The organism is Limisphaerales bacterium, from assembly GCA_014382585.1.
Classification (GTDB): domain Bacteria; phylum Verrucomicrobiota; class Verrucomicrobiia; order Limisphaerales; family UBA1100; genus JACNJL01.
In genome coordinates, this window is record JACNJL010000020.1 from 15,189 (window position 1) to 36,047 (window position 20,859).

Here is a 20,859-nt window from a genome sequence, read left to right on the forward strand (position 1 = left end):
AGGAAAAACAATGCTAGTAATTGTAGGACTAATTATCATCTTTATCGGCGTGCTCACCGGCTTTGCCATGGCCGCCGGCGGTGGACACGGCATCGGCGAAATGTTTCAAAAAGCCGAATGGACCGCGGCCATGAGCCTCATCCACGCCAATGAATTCATCGCGCTGGGCGGCATGGTATTGGGATCCATGATTGTGATGGCTCCGATGACCGTGCTCAAAGGCGTGATCTCGCAATTGCTGGGCACCCTCAAAGGCGCGCCCTTCGCCAAAGCGGATTACGAGGAACTCTTCAAGTGCATGTACGAGCTGTTCCAGCTGGGCCGACGCGGCGGCATGATCGCGCTGGAGGAACACGTCATGAATCCCGAGGCGAGCAGTCTTTTTTCTAAATACCCGAAATTCCACGGCAACCATCATGCGGTGGAATACATGTGCGACGGCTTGAAACCGATTGTGGATGGCCGAATCAAACCCGACCAACTCGAGCCGCTGATGGCCAAGAGCCTGCACACTATGGAAGAGGAACATCACGGCCCAATTTTAGTCTTGAACAAAGTGGGCGACGGGCTGCCGGCGTTTGGGATTGTGGCGGCGGTGTTGGGTATCATCGTGGTGATGATGTACAAGCTCGGGCAAGGCGGCGAAGCCGTGGGACAGGGCATCGCCACGGCGCTCGCGGGAACGTTTTTTGGAATCTTCGGTTCCTATTGCGTCGTGGGACCGCTCGCCACCTGCGCGGAATTTAACGGCCATTCGGAAATGAATTATATGAAGGCGATCAAGTCCGGCGTGGTGAGCTTCGCCAATGGCTTGCCGCCACTGGTGGCCTGCGAAGTGGGCCGGCGTGAGCTGACTTCCGACGTCCGCATGGGCTCCGGCGAACTGGAGGACACTCTGAAATCCTCATCCTAAATGAACGAAACCCAACCCTTTTAATGGAGCAATAAACGATGGCAGGAGCTGGAGGAGCATGGAAAGTAGCGTTCGCGGATTTTGTAACCGCGATGATGGCACTGTTTATGTTGTTGTGGATTCTGAACCAGGACGAAAAGGTGAAAGGCGAAGTGCAGCAATACTTCAATACGCGCTTCAAGAGCGTCACCAAAATGTCCGTGGGCATCATCCCCATCCAAAACGCGGACCTCATCGAGGCCAAGCGCGCGGTGTTCGACAATGCCTCGGCCATTGACCTGCAGTTCATCCGCCGCATCAACGACGACATCGTTCGAGTATTTGCCGACAACCCGAACTTCATCGACATGAAAACCATGCGAGTGCAGATGACCAGCGAAGGATTGTTGATCGAATTTTTTAACGACCCCAACCGGCGACTCTTCGAAGGCCCAACCGCCACGCTCACAAAATACGGGCAGACGGTATTCGATACGCTGTCTTATGTGCTGGCGCGGCACCGTACCACACGCGTGGAAGTGGAAGGCCACACCGCGAGCAACATCGAGCTGGATGGCGAGCCGGTAAACACATGGGCCCTCTCCACACAACGGGCACTCGTCGCCCGCGAGGCGATGGATCGCAAAGCTATGAAATCCGAACAATTCATCAAAATAGCTGGCTTCAGCAGCAGCAAACCGCTCTCGGATTATTTACACGACCTCACCCATTCTCACCACGATCGCGTGACCATTATGGTTCGCGCGGGTAACCCCCGTTAACCATGGCCCGCGAATTTATCCCATTTGGCGGTGAGTTGGCCGATCCCTCGGAAGCCCCCACATTTGTGCGACGCGAGGCCCCCGGCTTAGAATCCGATGAGCTGGACACCCCCGCGGCCGCGCCGGTCACGCCCGCTGAAGCGGTAGATTTAACCGGGCACATTCGGAAAATCATTCTGGAAGGCGGTCTCACCGGCGAAGCGGCCGAGAACGCCATTTCCAAAATCAAATCTGCGGTGGCCGCCGCACCCGCGCGCGTGGCGTTGCCAGAAATTAAAATTACCGCCCCCGCCGCGCCCGAAACCGCAACCGACGAATCAAGCGACGGTGAGCCCAAACTCGCCACCATCGAGTACGAGCGCGAGGAGGAAATCATCAAACGCATCCGCGTGGGCTGCACTTGCGGCGAGACGATCCTGCTCGACTGCGATTACTAATTTCCGCCATTTCTGGCATCCTACTTGCTATGTTTAGCCGGACACTTGTGTTGTGTCCGTAAAGCAATCCAAGAAAACATATGGATTTACAAGTAGCAGGCTTAGTTTCCGGCTTTGACTGGAAATCGATGGTGGACCAACTCTCGAACGTAGAGCGGGCACCCCAGCGCCGTATGCGCGTAGAGCAGCGCACCATCAGCCAAAAAAATAACGCGCTCACCACGCTCAAAAATGAGCTCACCACGCTGAAAGCCAGTTCCAAGACACTGAAAGAAACCGAGCTATACGACAGCCGGTCGGTCAATTCCAGCCAAGCACACACTACCGCCAGCGCTCAGGAAGGTACTTCCTCCGGTGATTACCGTTTCGAAATTTATCAACTCGCCACCGCCGCCAAGCAACTGGGCAATACCGATGTCGGTGCCAGCGTCACCTCCAGTGCCGCACTTGATTCCGGCGGATTTGCCATTGCGGTTACCGAAGGCACGGTCACCGTACAAGGCAAGCAAATCACCATTGCCACCAGCGACTCGCTCGACACCACGCTGGCCGCGATTAAAACAGCCGTGGGCGGCAGCTTCGATTACTCCATCAGTAGCGACAAAGTTACCTTCACCGATTCGAGCGAGGTAGTCCTCGGCAGTGCCACGGACACCAGCAATTTACTGCAAGCCCTGCGCCTCAATGCCAACGGCACCAGCAGCATCACCAGCTCCGCCAACCTCGGCGGCATGGATCTTTCTAAAACCGCTGACGCCGCCAACTTTACCGACGGCGCCGGCAGCGCCAGCGGGTCTTTCAAAATCAACGAAACCTCCATCACCTACGCCGCCACCGACACCATCACGGACATCCTCGACAACATCAACAACTCCGAGGCCGGTGTGTACGCGAATTACGACACGGTGAACGACCGCTTTCTCATTACCAACAAAACCGAAGGCGACGTAGGCATCACCCTCGAAGATGTGAGCGGCGATTTCCTCGCCAAGACCCGCCTGCTCACCGCCAACAGCGGCGCCCTCTCGCGCGGCAATAACTTGCTTTATAAGGTAAATGATAATGGGCCCCTTGAGAGTCGCAGTAACACCATTACCCAAAACAGCTCAGGTGTGCAGGGCCTCTCCGTCACCGCTACCCAAGCCAGCGGGGCATCGCGAATCAGCAGCGTGGATACCTCCGGCGAAAGTATAACCACCACTGAAAGTCACAACTATTCCACCGGCGATGCCGTGACAATGTACAGCCCCGGCACCGTGCCCGGCGGGTTATCCTCCAGCACCACTTATTACGTAAAAGTCACGGCCAATGATAGCTTCACGCTGCACACCACCAAAGCCGATGCAGAGGCGGGCACCAGCGCAGTGGACCTCACCGGCGCCCAAAGTGGCGATGTCTATTTTCTGGATAGCAACCCCAAAAAAGCAACGATTTCTGTGAAATCCGATACGGAAACCGTCAAAACTGCCATCGCGGATTTGATCGCGCAGCTCAACAAAGTGCAATCGCTCATCTCCTCGCAGATCGCCAGCAGCACGGATGCCGACGGCAAAATCACGCTCGGCGTATTGGCTTCCGAGACGTTGCCCACGGAAATTGCCCGTGAGCTGCGCTCGACAATCACCGGCGACGTCTCCGGAATCACCAGTACCATCAAACGACTGGAATCCATCGGCTACACCTCCAGCGGTTACACCAATGAAATCTCGCTGAGCGATTCAGACAAACTCGACGATGCGCTCCGCGATAATCTCGGCCAAATCAAAAGCCTCTTCACCACCGCCACGTACGGCGTAGGCATTGCGATGTATGATTATTTGGACAACGTACTTGATGACGACGGGGCGATGGCCACGACACAGAAAAATATGACCGATCGGGTGACCGACATCACCCAGCAAATCACGGATCACGAACGGCTCGTGCAATCCAAACGGGACCAGCTCGTTCGCAGCTTCGTTGCGATGGAATCTTCGCAGGCCAAAATAAACCAACAAATGAGTTTTCTAAACGCCAGATTTAAATAGGTAACCTGAATCATCATGAAACGACTACGCACCTTCACCCTATTAGCCGCCAGCGGATTGCTGGTCGGTTGTGCTGCCCTCGAACGCACCGACAACGGCGCTTACATGGGCCCCTTCCACGCACCCAGCAACTCGCATCTTGTGCCCGGCGGCTTGCCGGCCGATCTGTTGCGGGTAGCGGTGATGCCCCTGATGCCCGGCCGCGGTAACGTGCCCGCCGAACGCGGCACGCCCCTGTTGCAAACGATCCTCACCGAGGAATTGTCGCGCGCGCGCCTGTTTGAGGTGGTCACAGTGACGTCTCATCGCCTTCACGGGTTGTTTAATGAGCGGGCTATTTATGCGGATGCAGCGTTGCCATTCGATTTTCTGCCCATGCTGGCCAAGGAAACAGGCTGCCAGGCGGTGCTCTTTTGCGAGCTCACCACGTACCGCGCTTATCCACCCATCGGTGTGGGCTGGAAACTTCATCTTTTCAGCCTTGAGGACGGTCAATTGATTTGGGCCACAGATGAGGTGTTCGATGCCGGGCAAACCACAGTCAATAACAGCCTGCGGCGACACATCCGTGAACACCAATCCTCAAGTGTTTTAGCCGCCACAGAGCTGTTAATCCTCAATTCACCTCGTGAATTAGGGCGTTATTCGCTGGGATCCATCTTTCAACATTTATCTGAAAAAAATGCTAAAGAGATGCTGCTCGCTGCCGATAATGAGGATAGTCAGAGTGTGTCCGGAAATCCGGAGCCGGTGACTCCTCCCACCGAGGAGCCAGAACCGCCCGGGCCAACGGTGCCAGAAGGGTCAGAAGAACCCGCGCCAGAGCCCCCGATTCCCGGCGCCACCTGAGTTGTGTGAGCGAAAAACCTTGTGTTTTTCGCGAAATACACGATATTTGGGACGGTTGCTATGAAAGAAGTTAGCCTTAATACAACGCGCCAAGCGCAAGGCCCGCAGAAAGCGGCTCAAGCGCAGGCGCAGCCGACTGACGGTGTGGGCATGGTCGCCCCGACCGATTCGTTGGAGGCGAATATGACCCGTCAGCCGGATTTCACCCGTGTGGAGGTGGACGCTGAGGCTCGGTTTGATCAGATCAAAGAACGCCTGCGCGAGGATGTGCAAGCCGATCGTTATCCGCCCGCCGAAGCGATTGAGCAATTTTCCAAACTGCTCGCCACTGAGATTGAGGTAAGCACCCCTCGCCCAGGTAAATCCTAACCTCCCTCCCCAAGCTGTTTCGGCACGCAACGTGCTGTGTACCACCCGATGAACAGCGCCAACAAGCTGAATGCGTATCGAGTGGCCGCGGTAAATACTTCCTCCGCGGAAAATCTCGTGGTGATGTTGTATGACGGTGCCATTCGATTCCTCGGCATCGCCATCAAGGCATTCGAGCGGGAAGACCCGTTGGATTTCAATTTTACCGTCCACGAAAACATCACGCGCACACAGGCTATCATCCGCGAACTCAACCGCAGCCTTGACCCCGAGAAAGCCGGTGAACTGGGTGACCACCTCGTGAGTTTATACGATTATTTTGATAACCGGCTGCAGGAAGCGAACGTGCAAAAAAACAAGGAGATTATTGAGGAAATCCGTACGCGCCTCTCTGAACTACGCGATGCATGGAATGAATCACTCAATCAAGTCAGCGAACCACCGGCTCCGGCCGCCGCACCGGCGCCAGCAATAGCGCCCGTGCCCGTGCCCGTTACCCAACCCATTCCCGTTGCCGCACCGGCACCTTCCCCCTCTTCGGGCGAATACACCGGGCTATCATTAATGGGCTAACGATGAGCTTACCCGCCACTACTACTCTACTTCGCGAATGGCACCGACTCGCCCGCGATGAATCTGTCGCCATCGCGCTGCAGGATTGGAACGAACTGAATCGGACCATCGATGCCAAGGCACGTTTGCAGGAATTGCTCGAGGATTACGCCGGCGAAGATTACACCCCCGAAGATCGCGAACTGGTCAACACCCTCGTCAGCATCACCCAGCAACATCAGCAGTTGCTGAGTAATGAAATGGACTCATTACAAAAACAAATTGCCAATGAAGATAAAAATCTTAGTAATGGCCGAAAAGTAGGGGCCGCCTACGGCCAGCGCACCGAGTCCTATTGGGGCACTTACAGCTGATCGAAGCTGAGTTTTTGCTCGGAAAATAGTGCCCCCCCCCATTTGATCCCGCCATTTCACAGCCTATAAAACAGGCTGTTTTAACGTGTTTTTTTTCTGTTTAAGCGGTTTTTAAAATAATCCGAGTGCTGGCACATAATGTGCTGCGTGGGTGGCCGATGAATATCAGTTTGTACCAGGCCGCCAGCGCTCTGGAGGGCAACCTCCAACGCCAGCACGTGATCGCGGAAAACCTCGCTTCCTCCAGCGTGCCCGGATTCAAGCGGCATAATATGACCTTTAACGCCGTCGACGCCTCGATGTTCGACGAATCCCTCAAAGCCGCCAACAAAACTCAGGTGCAGTGGATGCTGCCACGGTTCATCGTTTCCACCGATTTCCAGCAGGGTACGCTGATGCCCACCGGCGATAACACCAACGTCGCCCTCGATGGCCCGGGCTTCTTCGGGGTCAGCGGGCCTGATGGCGAAACACTGTACACCCGCGACGGAAGTTTCCGCACCAACAACCTCGGTCAGCTCATCACCAAAGACGGCAACCTACTCCAAGCCGTGGGCGGCGGACCGATCACGGTGGACACGAATTCCAAGTACCCCATCACCATCGCCAAAGACGGCACGGTGACGCAGGGCGGGCCTTCGTTGGGTCGCTTGAACGTGGTGAGCTTTGCCCCGGAAGATTTGCAAAAACTCCAACGCATCAATTCCGGCTACTTTACTTCGGGCGGCCTCACGCCATTGGCAGCGGATGAAAGTGAAACCGCCGTGGCCATGGGATTTTTGGAAGGTGCCAACACCACGCCTTCGCACGAGATGGGTCAGTTAATGACCACGCTCCGCCATTTTGAAGCCAACCAAAAGATCATGAAAATCCAGGACCAACATATGGGCCGATTGATCCGTGAACTGACTGACAACAAATAGGAGATAACCAATGTTACGCGCACTCTACACCTCCGCATCCGGCATGCAGGGCCAGCAAATGAACCTGGATGTCATCGCCAATAACCTGGCGAATGTGAACACCACCGGTTTTAAGAAATCGAAGATGGAGTTCCAGGATATGCTTTACCAAACCAACCGCGCCGCCGGCGCCGAGGCCGGGGGCGGCAACCAAGTGCCTACCAGCATGCAGGTGGGCCACGGGGCCCGTGCAGTGGCCACTTCCAAAGTGTTCACCAATGGCGAGCTGCACCAAACCGGTGACAAGCTGGATACGGCCATTCACGGCAACGGTTTTTTCAAGGTCACTTTGCCTGATGGCACGGATGCTTACACACGGGATGGCGCGTTTAAAATGAGCAACGCCGGCAACATCGTTACCAGTGACGGCCTGCCGGTAGCCAGTTTTGCCGGTATCACGGTTCCATCCAATGCCACGAATATTTCAATCAGCACTTCTGGCGCGGTGTCCACCACGGTGGACGGGGTCACTTCTAACGTGGGCCAGATCATGCTCTCGCGTTTCGCCAACCCCGGCGGCATGGAGAGTGTGGGTGGCAGTCTTTACAAATCCACACTGGCGGCCGGCACAGAAGAAACCGGCCTGCCGGGAGCCACCGGCATGGGCACCGTCCAGCAGGGTTGGTTGGAGCTTTCCAACGTAAAAGTGGTGGAGGAAATGGTGAACCTCATTAAAGCGCAACGCGCTTACGAAATTAATTCCAAAGCCATTCAGGCGGCGGACGAAATGATGCAAATGAGCAACCGCTTGCGCGGCTAACTTTAATCAACTCAACTGAACATGAAAAAAATCGTTGCCCTCATCCTTCTCGCCACCGCGCCCTTCGGCTTTGCGGTGCTGACCGATCTGCAGCCCGCCATCACCACCGCCCTCGGAACAGAGCTGGAGGTGGCCAATGGCCAATTGTCCCTCACTTCCGTGCAGCCGCTGCCGAAGGTGGAGGTGCCCGATGGATTTCCGCTTTCTGTAAAAATTACTCAGGCACCCGCCCAAGGGTTGGCGGCGTTTATGACCGTGAAATACGAAGTGATTGTCGGTGACCAATCACGCGGCGAGTTTACTGGATTTTTTAAGGCCCGCCTGTTGCGTGAGGTGTGGGTGGCCACGAAATTATGCCAACGGCTCAAGGCACTTGACGAGGTTTCGCTGAAACTCAAACAAATGGATGTCATCAACCTGCGCAACGGCGTGTGGGAAGGGGACAAACTCACTGCCGATTTACAGATCATCCAAGCCGTCACCCCCGGCACCGTGCTGCAGCCGTACCATGTGCGCCGCAAGCCGGTGGTGCTGAGGAATCAAACGGTGCAGGCAGAAATCCGCCACAAGGCGCTACACATCCGACTGCCGGTGATGGCGCTGGAAGACGGCGCGCCGGGCGATGTGATTCGCCTTCGCAACCCCAAATCTTTTAAGGAAATCCGCGGCACCGTGGTGAACAGCGACACGGTGTCCGTTAAATTCATTAGCCCCAACGGAAAATAATTATGAAACACACTTTTACACTCGCACTCACCCTCGCTTTGGCCGGCAGTGCCCTGGCGGATTCACTTTGGAAAGATGGCTCCAGCCGCGGCCCGGCCCTGGATAAAACTGCCCGCGCGATTGGCGACATTCTGTTTGTATCCATTTCCGAATCGGCCACGGTGGATCGGGATAATAAGAGCACCACCAGCCGCGTGGGCTCGGCCAACGCAGGCATCACTAGTTTTTTGTTTGGCACTCAGGCGGGCACCTCCACGGGAAGCCAGTTGGGCAAGCATCAAGGCACTTTCCCGAAAATGGAATTTACCAATACCACCACACACGAGGGTAAAGGCACTACGAAAAACGTGGATAAAATTACCGCCAAATTCGGTGTGCGCGTGGTGGATGTGCTACCGAATAACACGATGGTGATCGAGGGCATGCGCCAAACTTCTTATGGCGGTGAAACGCAGGTCGCCATTTTGCGCGGCACGGTGCGGCGCGAGGATGTTGATTCCTCCAATATGGTGATGAGCGAGCGTCTGGCCGATTTGCAGATTCGTTACGTGAACACTGGCGTTATCTCCGACTCGCAAAACAAGGGTTGGTTCCTGAAATTCTGGGACAAAGTAAGCCCATTTTAATCCACGAACCTTTACATTAAAAACCGGACTATGAAACATTTACAAATTCCATTCTGGGCAATGATTCCGCTGTTCGCCTTCGGGCAACAAGCGGGCATCACAATTCCGCCAGCCGCCAATCCCTCCGCCAACTTGCGGACCGTCAGCCCGCTGCGCGCCAATGCGGTGGGCGGAGGCGTGCGGATCAAGGACATCGCCTTTTTCAAGGGCGAACATCCCAATGGTATCCACGGCGTGGGCGTGGTCACCGGCCTAAACAACACCGGCGACAAAGATACGATTTATTCCAAACAAGCGATTTCCAACTTACTGAAGCATTATGGCATCAACGTGCCCGCCAGCTCGGTATCCACCAAAAACTCCGCCGTGGTGACACTAACGGCGAACCTGAACCCCTACGCCAAGAAAGGTTCGCGAATTGATATTTCCATCAACTCCATGGGAGACGCCACCTCGTTGACCGGCGGCTACCTGCACATGGCACCGCTGACCGCGGGCGGGCGGGTGTTTGCATTGGCCAGCGGGCCGCTCAGTAACAATTCTTTTTCCCTCGGCACCGGCAATGCGCAGGTGACGAAGAACCATCCTACCGGTGGCATCTTGGTCAATGGCGCGGTGGTGGAACGGGAAGTGCCAGTCACTCTTGTGGAGGATGGTTTTATGGAAATCTTTCTGCGCACGCCGGACAAAGTGCTGGCGGCGCGGATGAAGGAGGCCATCCTCGGTCAGGCACAGCGCCTTGGCGGTGTGGGTAATTTCGCCACGGCCATTGATGGCGGCACCATCCGCATCAAAGTGCCGGATCAGTTTCGCGCCGCGCCGGTGGATTTCGCCGCGCAGTTGCAAGCCATCACCGTGGTGCCCGATTCCCGGGCGGTCGTGGTAATGAATGAACGCACCGGCACCATCGTGGCCACTTCCCGCGTGCGGGTGCTCAGCTGCGCGGTGGCGCATGGCAACATTTATCTTACGGTGGCCAAGAGCGAAGATATTTCGCAGCCCAACGCGTTGTCGCAAACAGGCACCACCCAGCGGGTGCCGGCGGATGTAGCGAAGGTCACCGAAGGCGGTGGCGGTCTGCACGTGTTTCCTGAGCTGCCCACGGTGCAGGAAGTTTCCGAAGCGCTCAACAGCCTCGGCGCGACCCCGCGCGATATGATGACAATTTTTTCCGCGATGAAAGAAGCCGGCGCGCTGCAGGCTGAATTGAAGATGCAGTAAGCGTGCAGCAAACGATAGCGAACGAATTTTAACTGAACTATAAAAAATGGGCGGACTCGGAATATTAGGCACAATGGAGATGGCGCGGAATGCGATGCAGACCGCCCGCCAAGGTGCCGAGATTTCGGGCAACAACCTGGCCAACGCCTCCAACCCCATTTACGCGCGGCAACGCGTGAAAATTACCGCGGCCGTCGCGATCCCCACCGATAAGGGCCCGCAAGGTTCCGGCGCCGAAGTGGCGCGCATCGAGCAAATCCGCGATTACGCCATCGACAAACAGTTGGTGGAGGAGAAAGGCGTCACCGCATTTCTGGAATCCAAACAACGCGGCCTGCAAATGGCCGAATCAAGCCTGGGCCAAGCCTTGGATCGCCAAAGCGTGGATGCCGGCGATGCGTACAGCACATACGGCATCAGCGAAGGAGTCACGGATTTATTCAACTCCTTTCAATCGCTCAGCGCCAGCCCCACGTCCACTGCCGAACGCCAGACGGCGCTTTATAGCGCGCAGAAATTAACCGACAAATTCAGAAGCGTGGATCGTCGGCTGGATGAGCTGCGCAATTCGTTGAACAAAGAAGTCAAGGCCGACATCGTCAACGCCAACGCCAAGCTCGAGCAGGTGGCTTACCTCGCCTCGTCCATCGGCAACACAGAATTAGTGGAAGGCGCGGCTAATGAAATCCGCGACGTAATGCAGGAAACACTAGAGCAGCTCGCCGAGTACGTCAATGTGACCACCACCACCAATGACGACGGAGAAATGAGCCTCTTCATTGCCGGCGAAGAATTCATCACCGACAATGTGATGACCGATGTGATGAAAGTGGTCACCGATGGCAATGGCTACCATTCCGCCACCACCAGCGAAGGCACCGCATTAAACCTCACCAGCGGCAAGGTCGCCGGGGCCATTGATGCCCGCGATGGCGGGGTGGTGGATCTGCGCGAAAGCCTGAATACGCTGGCCTCGGAATTGATCACGCAAGTGAATGCCCTCCACACGACGGGCTACGATCTCAGCGGCAATAATGACACCACCCTGAATTTTTTCACTGGAAGCGGCGCGGCGGATATCAGCGTGAACAGCACATTGAGAGACGACGCACGCAAGCTGCAATTATCGGCCTCCGCCACCGAGGTGGGCGACAACACCATTGCCCGCGCGTTGGCTGATAAGCTGAAAGCGCCCTCTGCCAACCTGAATAATATGAATTACGCCGAGCATTACGGCAATACGGTGAGCAGCTTTGGGCAGGAACTTTCACTGGTGAACGTGCAGCTCAACGACCAAAAAGCCGTACAGGGAATGCTGCAAAAACAACGCGACTCGGTGCAGGGCGTTTCGATTGACGAAGAGGTGGCCAACCTCGTGATTTTCCAGCGCGCCTTCCAAGCCTCGGCGCGACTGATTAGCACTATGGATACCCTGATGGGGGACGTAATTAATATGCAACGCTAACTAAATTGATATGAGAGTCACTGCAGCCAGTTTTGGAAATGATTTTCGCACGCAGATTGCCAAGCTCGCCGAGCGGCAAATGCGGGTGCAAAAGCAAATCGCCACCGGCCAGCGGATCGACGCGCCCAGCGACGATCCCCAGGCAATGCGCCGCGTGCTTGATCTGCGCGCAGAACTGCGCGTGCTCAACCAATACCAGGACAACATCAGCAAGGTTCGCGAGAATTCCACCGTGGCGTATTCCTCGTTGAACGCGATGAAGAAGCTCAATGATCGCGCCGGAGAGATTGCCACCATGGCCGATGGCTCCAAATCCACCGAGGCATTGGGTGCGTACGGCAAGGAAATCAATCAACTCCTGGAGGAAGCCGTGCGGTTGGCCAACACCAAGCACCGCGACGTTTATATTTTCTCAGGCACCAACAGCACCACCGCCACCTACGGCACCACGCGCGACGCCAATGGCGACATCACGGGGGTCACGTGGGGCGGCAACAGTAACACCACCAAAGTGGATATTGCCTCCGACAGCACGGTGGATTCCAGCCACCCCGCCGAGGGCGCGGAAGGGGTTTTGAAGAATAGCACGAATGGCGCGGATTTCATCGCGCACTTGATCACGCTACGCGATGATCTGAACTCGGGCAACACCGCGAACATTAAGAGCACCGGCATCGCGAATATCAAATCTGACGAGACCAATTTCATCAACCATTTTAGCAATCTCGGCGCCATCCAGTCGCGGCTGGACACCTCCGAGGCGATCACCCGCAATCAGGCTTCCTCCATCGACCCCCTCGTCTCCAATGAGGCCGATGTGGATATGGCCGAGGCCTTTGTGCAGCTCAACGAAATCCAGAACGCGTACACCGCCGCGTTGCAATCGGGAGGTACGCTGTTGAAAACCTCCCTGCTTGACTACATCCGTTAAATGACCGAATTTTAGAAAAGACCAATGCCAGTCCCTATTGAAATGTCGACGATGAGCGCCAACCATATGGCGGTCGAGCGCTTGGCGGGCAACAATCAGTTGACCGAGGCGGAGAAAATTGGTGAGGTGAGCCGCCACTTTGAGGCCATTCTGCTCCGGCAGTTTTTAGGCAAGGCCCTGCAGCCGATGTTTGGCGGAGGCGGCATGGGCGGCGACGGCATGAACGCGGCCACCAAAGGTATTTATCAGGATATGATTACGAAAACGCTGGCCGACACCATCAGCAATACAGGTGAATTCGGGTTGGCAAATGCGTTTAACACGCAATTGATGCCGCGCAACCTGCAGGCACAGGAAGCCGCCGCCGCCGCCGCCAAGCTGACGGAGGAGAAAGCGAAATGAACGAAGCTCTGAATAATTTAATCGCCGCGTTGCGCGAGGAGATGACCCAGTACGGGGAGCTGCTGGCGTTAATGCAGGAACAACAGGAGCTGATCATCAACCGCTCAGCCAATGAATTGCTGATTAATTTACACGACGTCAACCAGCAGGTTGAAACAATTGCCACCCATCGCGAGCAACGCGAAGCGGCACGCCGCGTGCTGGTGCAATCGGTCGGCGGCACGGAGGACACCACCTTCAAACAAATGACCGCGCTCTTGCCCGAAGAATATCAGCCGCTGCTCAATGCCCTCGTGGAAGAGATCAATCAATTACTGCAACGCATTCAAACGTGGGTGAAGCAGAATCATTTACTGCTCAAACGCTCGCTGGATTTGATGTCGAAGATAATGCACACCATCTTCCCCACCTCCAGCGCCGCTGCCCAAACCTACGGACGCGGCGGCACGGTGAACCCCATCGCGCCCCCGCCCAGCACCCTGTACGAAGGACTCATCTAATGAAACGACACCGCGCTTTTTTAAACCCATTTAGTTACGCCCTCGCGTTGCTGGCCGTGTTGACTCTTTCGCGGCCCCTTTCGCTGCCCGCAGGCGAACGTGGCAGCGGTTTTCTCAAACGCATCGTCCCCGCCGGGCCGGGTTATTTAAACCGCGGCGCGCCCTTTAATTTGCGCACCGGTGCCCGCTCGCGGCCGCCTGTTTACTCCCTGCCCTCACTGCCCATCAACCCAGATCCGCAGCCCATCCCACTTTCGTCACGCCAGCCCGCGCAGCCGTTGAACCCCGCCAACGCACCCGGCCTCAGCGGCGGAGCAGGCGCAATGGGCGCACCCATCCCCGTAGCCCCCGTACCCGGCGCGCGCCCGTTCACGGTGCAAGCCCAGTCCATGATGATGCCCACTCTGCCCTTTCCCGCGGGCGGCGGATTCCATTCCGGCGGCACGAGCACGAACAACGCCAGCGCATTTCTGAACCCGCAAATCCTGCGTTACTTTAACCTCGGCGGCAGCACTAATTACCAGAGCCGCCTGATGTTCGACCAAAACTCGCTCTACAACCTGCCCTCACAAAATCCAATGATGCGGCGGGGCAGCAGCGCCACGTACGAAATTCGATGAACCCTACACGTCAAATTTTACTGTTAACCCTGTTGCTGGCGAGCGGCGTTTTGCACGCCGCCAAGCCCGCTGCCCCGCCTGCGCCGACAGCCATCAATGCCGATGCATTGGCCGCCAAAGAAGCTGTGCAGAAATTAGCCAATCGGCTTACTCCGTCGTTGCCCCCAATGCGCATCGGGATCCCCACTCCCATGGAGGAATACGGCCTGAGCATTGGCGATATCACGGTGACCCGTGTTTACAATCCACTCGGTCAACTGGCTTTAAATAAACATCTTCTGTTGAGCCGTCGGCTCAATCGGGTGACCAATCCGTGGGAAGAACTCGCGCCGGGCACCGCCATTGAAGTCGATGGCCGTAAAGCGGTGATCGTTCAAATTGAACCCGCTGCGGCGCCCAAAGATTTGGGTGCCGCCAATCTGCGGGTGACCATTCGTGCTCAGGAAATTGGCGGGCCAGAAATGAGGCTCACGTGGCAACAGGAATTACTCACCCTCAACCACCGTGTAGAGGCCAAGGAACGGCGCGGGATTGTCAATCGCGTCAAAAATGAATTACGCGTGGGTTCGCACCTGATTGTGGAGGGAAACCGCGCGATCATCACCGCCCTCTCGCTCACCGCGCTAGCCGGTGCCGCGCGCGAGGCCAACCCGCCCCACACACTCCGCGCCCGATACAGCGGCATCAGTAGCCCGCCCGGCGAGCTCACAGGCCAGGAAAACCGCGCTGAATCCCGTTCGGAACCCACCTGGCATTTCCTGCATAAACCCACCAGCGGCGGCGCCCATACCCAGCCACGAACGATGGCCGATAGCAGCATCCGAATGGTCACCTGGTCATTCGTCCAGCGCTCTGTGGATGGCAACCCCGATCCCGAAGGCGTCAAGCCCAGTGTAATAATTGTTCATCGTCGACGCGGTTTGGTAACGCGCATAGAGGCCCCCGTGGATGACCCCAACGTGGCGCGCATTGAAGCGCAATTTTCATTCGATGGCCGCGTGCTGAACCGCTCGTTCGATTGGCAACTCACCCGTAATGCCGCCCGAAACGTGCAGTGGGAACTCCGGCCGCATCCCTCGGAAACGTACGTGCTGATGTACGCCGTCAACGACCCCAACATTCGGTTCCAAGTCACTCCGCGCAGTTTGATCGAGGCCAACGAACGTGCCATGGCCAGCCTGCACTCCATGCGCAACCCCAATGCCGCCCGGCCGACTCTGGGGCATATTCCTAATTTCAGCACCAACTCCGTAGAACAACAACTCCGTATCCTCGATAACATTTACCAAAGCGATGCCTCACAAGTCATTAAAGGAGAAGCCAAACGACAGACCGTGATCACCCTCGCGCAACGTTATGAACGCCGGGCCATCCACAAAAAATCCCTCGCCAACGAACAAAAGTTAAGGGCGAAGATGGCATTGGCCGCCGCCCGCCATCTCGAGCTCAACGCCTGGGCTAACCAGCGCAAAGCCGATCTCCTGCGCTATCAATTACCCACGGCAGACCTTTCCGCGCTTGAGCTGGGTGCAGATCTGGCTCGGCCCAAGGATTTGGAAATGACGCTTACCACCATCGGCGATGCCGACCAAGCCGTGGCTGAATACGAACAAGCCACCCAAAGCAAGAGCCTCAGCGATAAGGCGCAGGATTACGCTGAGTTTTTCCGCAAAGCCCGGGTACAGGGAAACCGCGCCGATGAATTGCGCGCCGACGCCAAGAAACGCCGGGCGACAATCCACGATTACGAAAGCGAAACCACCCAGCTATACCTGCGCTCACTGAAGATGTGGCAGGAATACATCCTGCGAACCGAAGGCCTGCAGAAAGAAGAGCGCGGCCTCTTCGATCGCGGGCTGGTGGATAACCCGCTGCCACCGGATCCGCTCATCCCTGAAATCCTGCTACGCCAAGGCTGGATTTATCGTGAGCTGGGCCTTCCGGAAGAATCGGTGGACACATTTTTTGGCGTGCTTGCCTCTTCGATCAGGCAACAGGTGGACAACCTCGTACGATTCGATCGCATCAGCCTCGTGGCCCAAAGCCAGATCGCCAACGCTTATTACGAAGCACCCCAAAAACTTGAGGATTACCAACTTGCCGTCGAGAAGCTTCAAATAATTATGAAGCAACCTGCCGATGAACGCGCCGAAGATCACGAATTGGATCTCGAGCAAATTCAATTGCGCTACATGCGGGCGGTGTACAACGCCATCCGCGCCATTGACCGCCGCCTCACCCGCGACAACCGCCGCCTCAAAATGCTCTCAAACAGCACACTGGCCAGTGACAAACTGCAATCCCAGATTGCCGTTTTAGCGAAAGACCGCAACGAACACTGGCGCAGCCTCGCCGAACAATCCGCGCTATTCATCGAGCAATATACCAAGACGCTCTCCCGCCAAAGCGTCCGCTATGATGGCGAAGTACGATACTATAAAATTCTCGCCCATCAAGCCCTCGGCAACGAGCAGCACGTGCAACGCGAAATAGAAGTGCTGCTCCAAAACTCCTCCGTCACCAGTGAGCTTGAGGTCGTGTGGGAAGGCACGCGCCTGCAAATCGTGATGGACATCGCCAACTTACTTTACGCCGAAGCCATTCAGCTCCAAGGTGATTTGGAGCAACTTGCCCAACTCCCCGGTGAACCCACGCCGGGGCAAAACGCAAAAATCATCGCGGTGCAGCCGCGCTTGCACGACTCCCTGCAGACACACCTCAACGCCGCCATCACCTACTACCAATGGGCCCAAAGCCGTGATCAAACTTATCGCAGTCAGATTTTCCTCCGCCAGCAACTCGCCTTTTGCCACGAACGCCTCGGCCAGAAAAGCAAAGCGCTGGATTATTACAACCAACTCATCCGGTTATTTGAACTGCACCCGAACGACCTCACACCGGCATTAACTCTGGTAAAACACACGACCCTTTTCCGTCAGAACAATTTACGCATCGAAATCAAGCAACTCAACAAAAGCAACTGACCCCTTAACCCCAACCTGATGAGCTTCCCCCCAGAATCGCTTCATCCTGGAACCGGCGACGGCTTGCCCGCGCTGGAGCAGGAGCTTCGTGCCCATCTCACTTTATGCGGCGAACTCCTCGCCGTCGTGCAGCGCGAACACCAACAACTCAAGACCGGCCAGGTGGACGATCTCAACGCCTTACTCCAAGCGCGTGAAGGAATGCTCGAGCGCCTCACGCGCGCGCAGGAAACGCTCTTCACCCACAAGGACACGTGGATGGCACTCAACCCCACGCAGCGCGAGCAACACCCCACTATCGCCGCGCTCATCCGGCAGGATCTCGATCTCATTATGAAAATCGTTTCGCTCGATCGCGAAAACGAACAGCTCCTCCTCCGCCACAAACTCGTGCCTGCAAATCATCTCCCCCCCGCCCAGCGCCAAAACCCCAATCTCATTGCGCGGATGTACAAAGATCAGCCCTAGAAAATGTCCATCGAGAAAGTCATCATGGTCGCGCAGGAAGAATTCCTCCGCAAACAGGTCTCGCAATACCTGCGTAAAAAACGCATCGACGTCGCCGAGTGCGGCACCATCCAGGAAGCCCACGATTTCATGGGCAAAGGCAATTTCGATTTGATGTTGCTCGACCAATCGTTGCCCGACGGCGAGGGCGCGGAGTTTTTGGAAGAGGTCAACCTCCGCCCCGCCAAACCGATGGTGGTGATGATGGGCGCCGAAGGCTCGGTGGATCTCGCCGTGCAATGCATGGCCAAGGGCGCGTTTGATTATCTACTCAAACCGTTTTCCAATGAACAGGTGGAAATCATTCTGCGCAAGGCCGAGCAATTCGCGCAGGTCCTCAACGTCAATCAATTCCTAACCAGCCAGGAAGCCGAGGATCCGGAAAACGAAATCCTTGGCGAAAGCGATTCCACCAACCAACTCCGCAAACTCATTCGTCGCGTCGCCCAAACCAACGCCACCGTGCTCATCCAGGGCGAAAACGGCACCGGCAAAGAACTCGTCGCCCACGCGATGCATCGCAACTCCAACCGCAAGGACGGCCCTTTCATCAAACTCAACTGCGCCGCGCTGCCGGAGAATCTCGTAGAAAGCGAACTCTTCGGGCACGAAAAAGGATCCTTCACCGGTGCCACCAACAAACGCGAAGGCCGCTTCGAGCTGGCCCACGGCGGCACGATTTTCCTCGATGAAATCAGCGAACTTTCCCTGCCGCTTCAAAGCAAACTGCTGCGCGTTTTGCAGGAACGCGAGTTCGAACGCGTCGGCGGCAACCGCACCATCAAAGTCGATGTGCGCGTGGTGGCCGCCACCAACCGCAAGCTCGATCAAAGCGTAGAGAAAAATGAATTCCGGCAGGACCTCTATTTCCGCCTCAACGTGGTGCCCGTGCACGTGCCGCCGCTGCGCGAACGCGAAGGCGATGTGCCGCTGTTGGCCGAAGCCTTTTGCCAGCGCTTCATCCGCAACCACGGCGTGCCGGTGAAAGGGCTCGCGCCCGCATCCATCACCGCACTCCAAGCGCACGATTGGCCCGGCAACATTCGCGAACTGCAAAACGTCCTCGAACGCGCGGTGATCCTCTGCGGCGAAGACGGCTACATCCATCCCGAACAACTCGGCCTCACCGCCCCACCCCAAGCCGGCGCAGGCGATGCCCCCACCGGCGCCATCGAAGACAAACCCGCCGGGACTGCAGCGGCAACAACCGTTTCCAACGGCGCGCCAGCCAAGTTGGCGGATCTCGAAAAGCAGCACATTCTTTCCACGCTCAAACAATGCGAGGGCAACCGCACGCGCACCGCCGAGACACTGGACATCAACATCCGCACCCTGCGCAACAAGCTCAACGAATACAAAGAGCAGGGCGAGCCGGTCGATTGATCGCGCGCGCGGTTTCTGTTACAACGCCGGCATGTCCGGGCCGGACTCCCCTACTTTAACCCCGCTGCAACTGGGCCAACGCTGCCGTGAACACGGTGAACTGGCGCAAGCCGAAGCACACTTGCGCTCCGCGTTGGAAGCGGAGCCCGCGCTGCTGCCCGCCCATCTCGAGCTGGGATTGGTGCAGCAAATGCACGAGGACTGGCCCGCCGCGCGCGAATGCTTTGAGGCCGCCCACGCGCTGGACGCCAGCAACCCGCAAATCCTCAACGCCATCGGCTACTGCTGGCAACGCGAAGGTCAGTTTCGCAAAGCCATCACACCCTGGCGGCAAGCGGTAAAACTGGATGCCAACTATGCCCAAGTTTGGCAAAATCTCGCGCTCGCCCACGAGCACCTCAATGAACTCGCCGAGGCGATCGAGTGCCATCAACAGGCCGTGGCGCTGCAGCCCGAAGACGCCAACGCGCATCGATTACTCGGAATGGCGCAGTTGGATTTTGGCCTGCACGATGCCGCGCGCAAATGCAATGCGCGCGCGCTGGAACTCGCTCCGGAAGATCCGGAAGCGCATTGGCAGCGATTTTTCCTGCGCGCATTGGAGGGCGATTTCCCCGACGCGTGGGTGGATTACGAATGGCGTTTCAAACTCCCCGGCCGCACCACTCCAGACGTAGCGTTTGAGATTCCCCGCTGGGACGGACAGCCCGCCCACGAAGGCACGCTGCTGTTGCACGCCGAGCAGGGCTTTGGCGACACGCTGCAAATGCTGCGTTACCTCCCGCGCATCGCGATGCGGGTGAGGCGCGTGCAGCTTTGCGCCCCGCGTCCGCTTTTGCCATTGTTGGAAAATGTGCCCAGCCTCAATGAAGTTTTTGCCCATGTGCCGCAAACTCCCACCGCCGATTTTCATTTGCCGCTAATGAGCCTACCCGGTGAGTTTGGCGATTCACTGGAAACGTTTCCCAACGAAACGCCTTATTTAAAAGCGCCCGCTGGCCACCCCGTGCTGCCGCCCAGAAACGGCTCCCGCCCGCGGGTGGGACTGGCGTGGCGCGGCTCAGGCTCGCAACCGCTGGATCGCCGTTCACTGCCCGATACAGCGTTGGCAGTGCTACGGGAGGCAGAGGTTGATTGGTTTTCACTGCAGCCGGAGGGCGATGCGCCAGAAGGGTTCACGGATTTATCAGCACAGCTCACGGATTTTGGGGCCACGGCGCGGGTCATGGATGAGCTGGATTTGGTGGTGAGCGTGGACACTGCGGCGGCGCATTTGGCCGGCGCGCTGGGCCGGCCAACGTGGGTGCTGCTTTCGTTTGCGCCGGATTGGCGCTGGCTGTGGACGGGGGATTCCAGCCCGTGGTATCCGGAGGCGCGACTATTTCGTCAGGAACAAAATGAAGATTGGCGACCGCTCATCCGCCGCGTGTTGCGGGCCTTACAAGAATTGAAGGCATAAAAAAAGAGGCGACCCCGAAGGGTCGCCTGTG

At 57.0% G+C, this 20,859-nt stretch carries 22 protein-coding genes; all 22 read left to right on the forward strand.

Annotation, left to right across the window (positions count from 1 at the left end):
- Positions 1 to 10: 10 nt before the first annotated feature.
- On the forward strand, positions 11 to 913 hold the full coding sequence (gene motA / locus H8E27_01815; GenBank protein MBC8324350.1) for a flagellar motor stator protein MotA: 903 nt from the start codon (positions 11 to 13) through the stop codon (positions 911 to 913).
- A 38-nt stretch (positions 914 to 951) separates the two neighbouring features.
- Complete coding sequence (locus H8E27_01820; GenBank protein MBC8324351.1) at positions 952 to 1,674, forward strand: OmpA family protein; 723 nt, start codon at positions 952 to 954, stop codon at positions 1,672 to 1,674.
- A gap of 2 nt (positions 1,675 to 1,676) precedes the next feature.
- Positions 1,677 to 2,111 (forward strand): hypothetical protein, encoded by a 435-nt coding sequence (locus H8E27_01825; GenBank protein ID MBC8324352.1) that lies wholly within the window; start codon positions 1,677 to 1,679, stop codon positions 2,109 to 2,111.
- Between the two features lie 80 nt (positions 2,112 to 2,191).
- A complete protein-coding gene (fliD, locus tag H8E27_01830; GenBank protein ID MBC8324353.1) occupies positions 2,192 to 4,138 on the forward strand; it encodes a flagellar filament capping protein FliD in 1,947 nt (648 codons plus the stop codon).
- A 15-nt stretch (positions 4,139 to 4,153) separates the two neighbouring features.
- Positions 4,154 to 4,987 carry a hypothetical protein gene (locus H8E27_01835; protein ID MBC8324354.1) on the forward strand — a complete coding sequence of 278 codons (834 nt, stop codon included), beginning with the start codon at positions 4,154 to 4,156 and terminating at the stop codon, positions 4,985 to 4,987.
- Between the two features lie 60 nt (positions 4,988 to 5,047).
- Complete coding sequence (locus H8E27_01840; protein ID MBC8324355.1) at positions 5,048 to 5,356, forward strand: hypothetical protein; 309 nt, start codon at positions 5,048 to 5,050, stop codon at positions 5,354 to 5,356.
- Positions 5,357 to 5,404: 48 nt separating this feature from the next.
- Positions 5,405 to 5,929 (forward strand): flagellar export chaperone FliS, encoded by a 525-nt coding sequence (gene fliS / locus H8E27_01845; GenBank protein MBC8324356.1) that lies wholly within the window; start codon positions 5,405 to 5,407, stop codon positions 5,927 to 5,929.
- Positions 5,930 to 5,931: 2 nt separating this feature from the next.
- Positions 5,932 to 6,282, forward strand: a complete 351-nt coding sequence (locus tag H8E27_01850; GenBank protein MBC8324357.1) for a hypothetical protein — start codon at positions 5,932 to 5,934, stop codon at positions 6,280 to 6,282.
- Between the two features lie 125 nt (positions 6,283 to 6,407).
- Positions 6,408 to 7,205, forward strand: a complete 798-nt coding sequence (locus H8E27_01855; GenBank protein MBC8324358.1) for a flagellar hook basal-body protein — start codon at positions 6,408 to 6,410, stop codon at positions 7,203 to 7,205.
- A gap of 10 nt (positions 7,206 to 7,215) precedes the next feature.
- Positions 7,216 to 8,004, forward strand: coding sequence for a flagellar basal-body rod protein FlgG (gene flgG / locus H8E27_01860; GenBank protein MBC8324359.1), 789 nt, complete (start codon positions 7,216 to 7,218; stop codon positions 8,002 to 8,004).
- Positions 8,005 to 8,025: 21 nt separating this feature from the next.
- Positions 8,026 to 8,730, forward strand: a complete 705-nt coding sequence (gene flgA / locus H8E27_01865; protein MBC8324360.1) for a flagellar basal body P-ring formation protein FlgA — start codon at positions 8,026 to 8,028, stop codon at positions 8,728 to 8,730.
- A gap of 2 nt (positions 8,731 to 8,732) precedes the next feature.
- A complete protein-coding gene (locus H8E27_01870; protein MBC8324361.1) occupies positions 8,733 to 9,356 on the forward strand; it encodes a flagellar basal body L-ring protein FlgH in 624 nt (207 codons plus the stop codon).
- Positions 9,357 to 9,386: 30 nt separating this feature from the next.
- Positions 9,387 to 10,577, forward strand: a complete 1,191-nt coding sequence (locus tag H8E27_01875; protein MBC8324362.1) for a flagellar basal body P-ring protein FlgI — start codon at positions 9,387 to 9,389, stop codon at positions 10,575 to 10,577.
- 46 nt (positions 10,578 to 10,623) lie between these two features.
- Complete coding sequence (gene flgK / locus H8E27_01880; protein MBC8324363.1) at positions 10,624 to 12,042, forward strand: flagellar hook-associated protein FlgK; 1,419 nt, start codon at positions 10,624 to 10,626, stop codon at positions 12,040 to 12,042.
- A gap of 10 nt (positions 12,043 to 12,052) precedes the next feature.
- Entirely contained in the window at positions 12,053 to 12,973 is a 921-nt protein-coding gene (locus tag H8E27_01885; GenBank protein ID MBC8324364.1) for a hypothetical protein, read from the forward strand.
- Positions 12,974 to 12,997: 24 nt separating this feature from the next.
- Positions 12,998 to 13,375 (forward strand): hypothetical protein, encoded by a 378-nt coding sequence (locus H8E27_01890; GenBank protein MBC8324365.1) that lies wholly within the window; start codon positions 12,998 to 13,000, stop codon positions 13,373 to 13,375.
- Positions 13,372 to 13,875: a flagellar protein FlgN gene (locus H8E27_01895; protein ID MBC8324366.1), complete on the forward strand. Its 504-nt coding sequence runs from the start codon at positions 13,372 to 13,374 to the stop codon at positions 13,873 to 13,875. Before H8E27_01890 ends, H8E27_01895 begins: the two co-directional genes overlap by 4 nt.
- Complete coding sequence (locus tag H8E27_01900; protein MBC8324367.1) at positions 13,875 to 14,495, forward strand: hypothetical protein; 621 nt, start codon at positions 13,875 to 13,877, stop codon at positions 14,493 to 14,495. The genes H8E27_01895 and H8E27_01900 overlap by 1 nt, the downstream gene beginning before the upstream one ends.
- Positions 14,492 to 17,479 carry a tetratricopeptide repeat protein gene (locus H8E27_01905; GenBank protein MBC8324368.1) on the forward strand — a complete coding sequence of 996 codons (2,988 nt, stop codon included), beginning with the start codon at positions 14,492 to 14,494 and terminating at the stop codon, positions 17,477 to 17,479. Before H8E27_01900 ends, H8E27_01905 begins: the two co-directional genes overlap by 4 nt.
- A gap of 18 nt (positions 17,480 to 17,497) precedes the next feature.
- The gene (locus tag H8E27_01910) at positions 17,498 to 17,947 is read left to right on the forward strand and encodes a hypothetical protein (GenBank protein MBC8324369.1); all 450 of its coding nucleotides are present in this window, start codon (positions 17,498 to 17,500) and stop codon (positions 17,945 to 17,947) included.
- Positions 17,948 to 17,950: 3 nt separating this feature from the next.
- Positions 17,951 to 19,369 (forward strand): sigma-54-dependent Fis family transcriptional regulator, encoded by a 1,419-nt coding sequence (locus H8E27_01915; protein MBC8324370.1) that lies wholly within the window; start codon positions 17,951 to 17,953, stop codon positions 19,367 to 19,369.
- A gap of 31 nt (positions 19,370 to 19,400) precedes the next feature.
- Positions 19,401 to 20,828 (forward strand): tetratricopeptide repeat protein, encoded by a 1,428-nt coding sequence (locus H8E27_01920; protein ID MBC8324371.1) that lies wholly within the window; start codon positions 19,401 to 19,403, stop codon positions 20,826 to 20,828.
- Positions 20,829 to 20,859: the final 31 nt, after the last annotated feature.

Bases quoted from the DNA above. Each gene is read 5' to 3' on its own strand.
- H8E27_01875 (MBC8324362.1), top strand. From the start codon at position 9,387: ATGAAACATTTACAAATTCCATTCTGGGCAATGATTCCGCTGTTCGCC.
- H8E27_01905 (MBC8324368.1), top strand. From the start codon at position 14,492: ATGAACCCTACACGTCAAATTTTACTGTTAACCCTGTTGCTGGCGAGC.
- H8E27_01820 (MBC8324351.1), top strand. From the start codon at position 952: ATGGCAGGAGCTGGAGGAGCATGGAAAGTAGCGTTCGCGGATTTTGTA.
- fliD (MBC8324353.1), top strand. From the start codon at position 2,192: ATGGATTTACAAGTAGCAGGCTTAGTTTCCGGCTTTGACTGGAAATCG.
- flgG (MBC8324359.1), top strand. From the start codon at position 7,216: ATGTTACGCGCACTCTACACCTCCGCATCCGGCATGCAGGGCCAGCAA.
- flgK (MBC8324363.1), top strand. From the start codon at position 10,624: ATGGGCGGACTCGGAATATTAGGCACAATGGAGATGGCGCGGAATGCG.
- H8E27_01900 (MBC8324367.1), top strand. From the start codon at position 13,875: ATGAAACGACACCGCGCTTTTTTAAACCCATTTAGTTACGCCCTCGCG.
- H8E27_01885 (MBC8324364.1), top strand. From the start codon at position 12,053: ATGAGAGTCACTGCAGCCAGTTTTGGAAATGATTTTCGCACGCAGATT.
- motA (MBC8324350.1), top strand. From the start codon at position 11: ATGCTAGTAATTGTAGGACTAATTATCATCTTTATCGGCGTGCTCACC.
- H8E27_01870 (MBC8324361.1), top strand. From the start codon at position 8,733: ATGAAACACACTTTTACACTCGCACTCACCCTCGCTTTGGCCGGCAGT.
- fliS (MBC8324356.1), top strand. From the start codon at position 5,405: ATGAACAGCGCCAACAAGCTGAATGCGTATCGAGTGGCCGCGGTAAAT.
- H8E27_01915 (MBC8324370.1), top strand. From the start codon at position 17,951: ATGTCCATCGAGAAAGTCATCATGGTCGCGCAGGAAGAATTCCTCCGC.
- H8E27_01910 (MBC8324369.1), top strand. From the start codon at position 17,498: ATGAGCTTCCCCCCAGAATCGCTTCATCCTGGAACCGGCGACGGCTTG.
- H8E27_01850 (MBC8324357.1), top strand. From the start codon at position 5,932: ATGAGCTTACCCGCCACTACTACTCTACTTCGCGAATGGCACCGACTC.
- H8E27_01825 (MBC8324352.1), top strand. From the start codon at position 1,677: ATGGCCCGCGAATTTATCCCATTTGGCGGTGAGTTGGCCGATCCCTCG.
- H8E27_01920 (MBC8324371.1), top strand. From the start codon at position 19,401: ATGTCCGGGCCGGACTCCCCTACTTTAACCCCGCTGCAACTGGGCCAA.
- H8E27_01890 (MBC8324365.1), top strand. From the start codon at position 12,998: ATGCCAGTCCCTATTGAAATGTCGACGATGAGCGCCAACCATATGGCG.
- H8E27_01840 (MBC8324355.1), top strand. From the start codon at position 5,048: ATGAAAGAAGTTAGCCTTAATACAACGCGCCAAGCGCAAGGCCCGCAG.
- H8E27_01895 (MBC8324366.1), top strand. From the start codon at position 13,372: ATGAACGAAGCTCTGAATAATTTAATCGCCGCGTTGCGCGAGGAGATG.
- flgA (MBC8324360.1), top strand. From the start codon at position 8,026: ATGAAAAAAATCGTTGCCCTCATCCTTCTCGCCACCGCGCCCTTCGGC.
- H8E27_01835 (MBC8324354.1), top strand. From the start codon at position 4,154: ATGAAACGACTACGCACCTTCACCCTATTAGCCGCCAGCGGATTGCTG.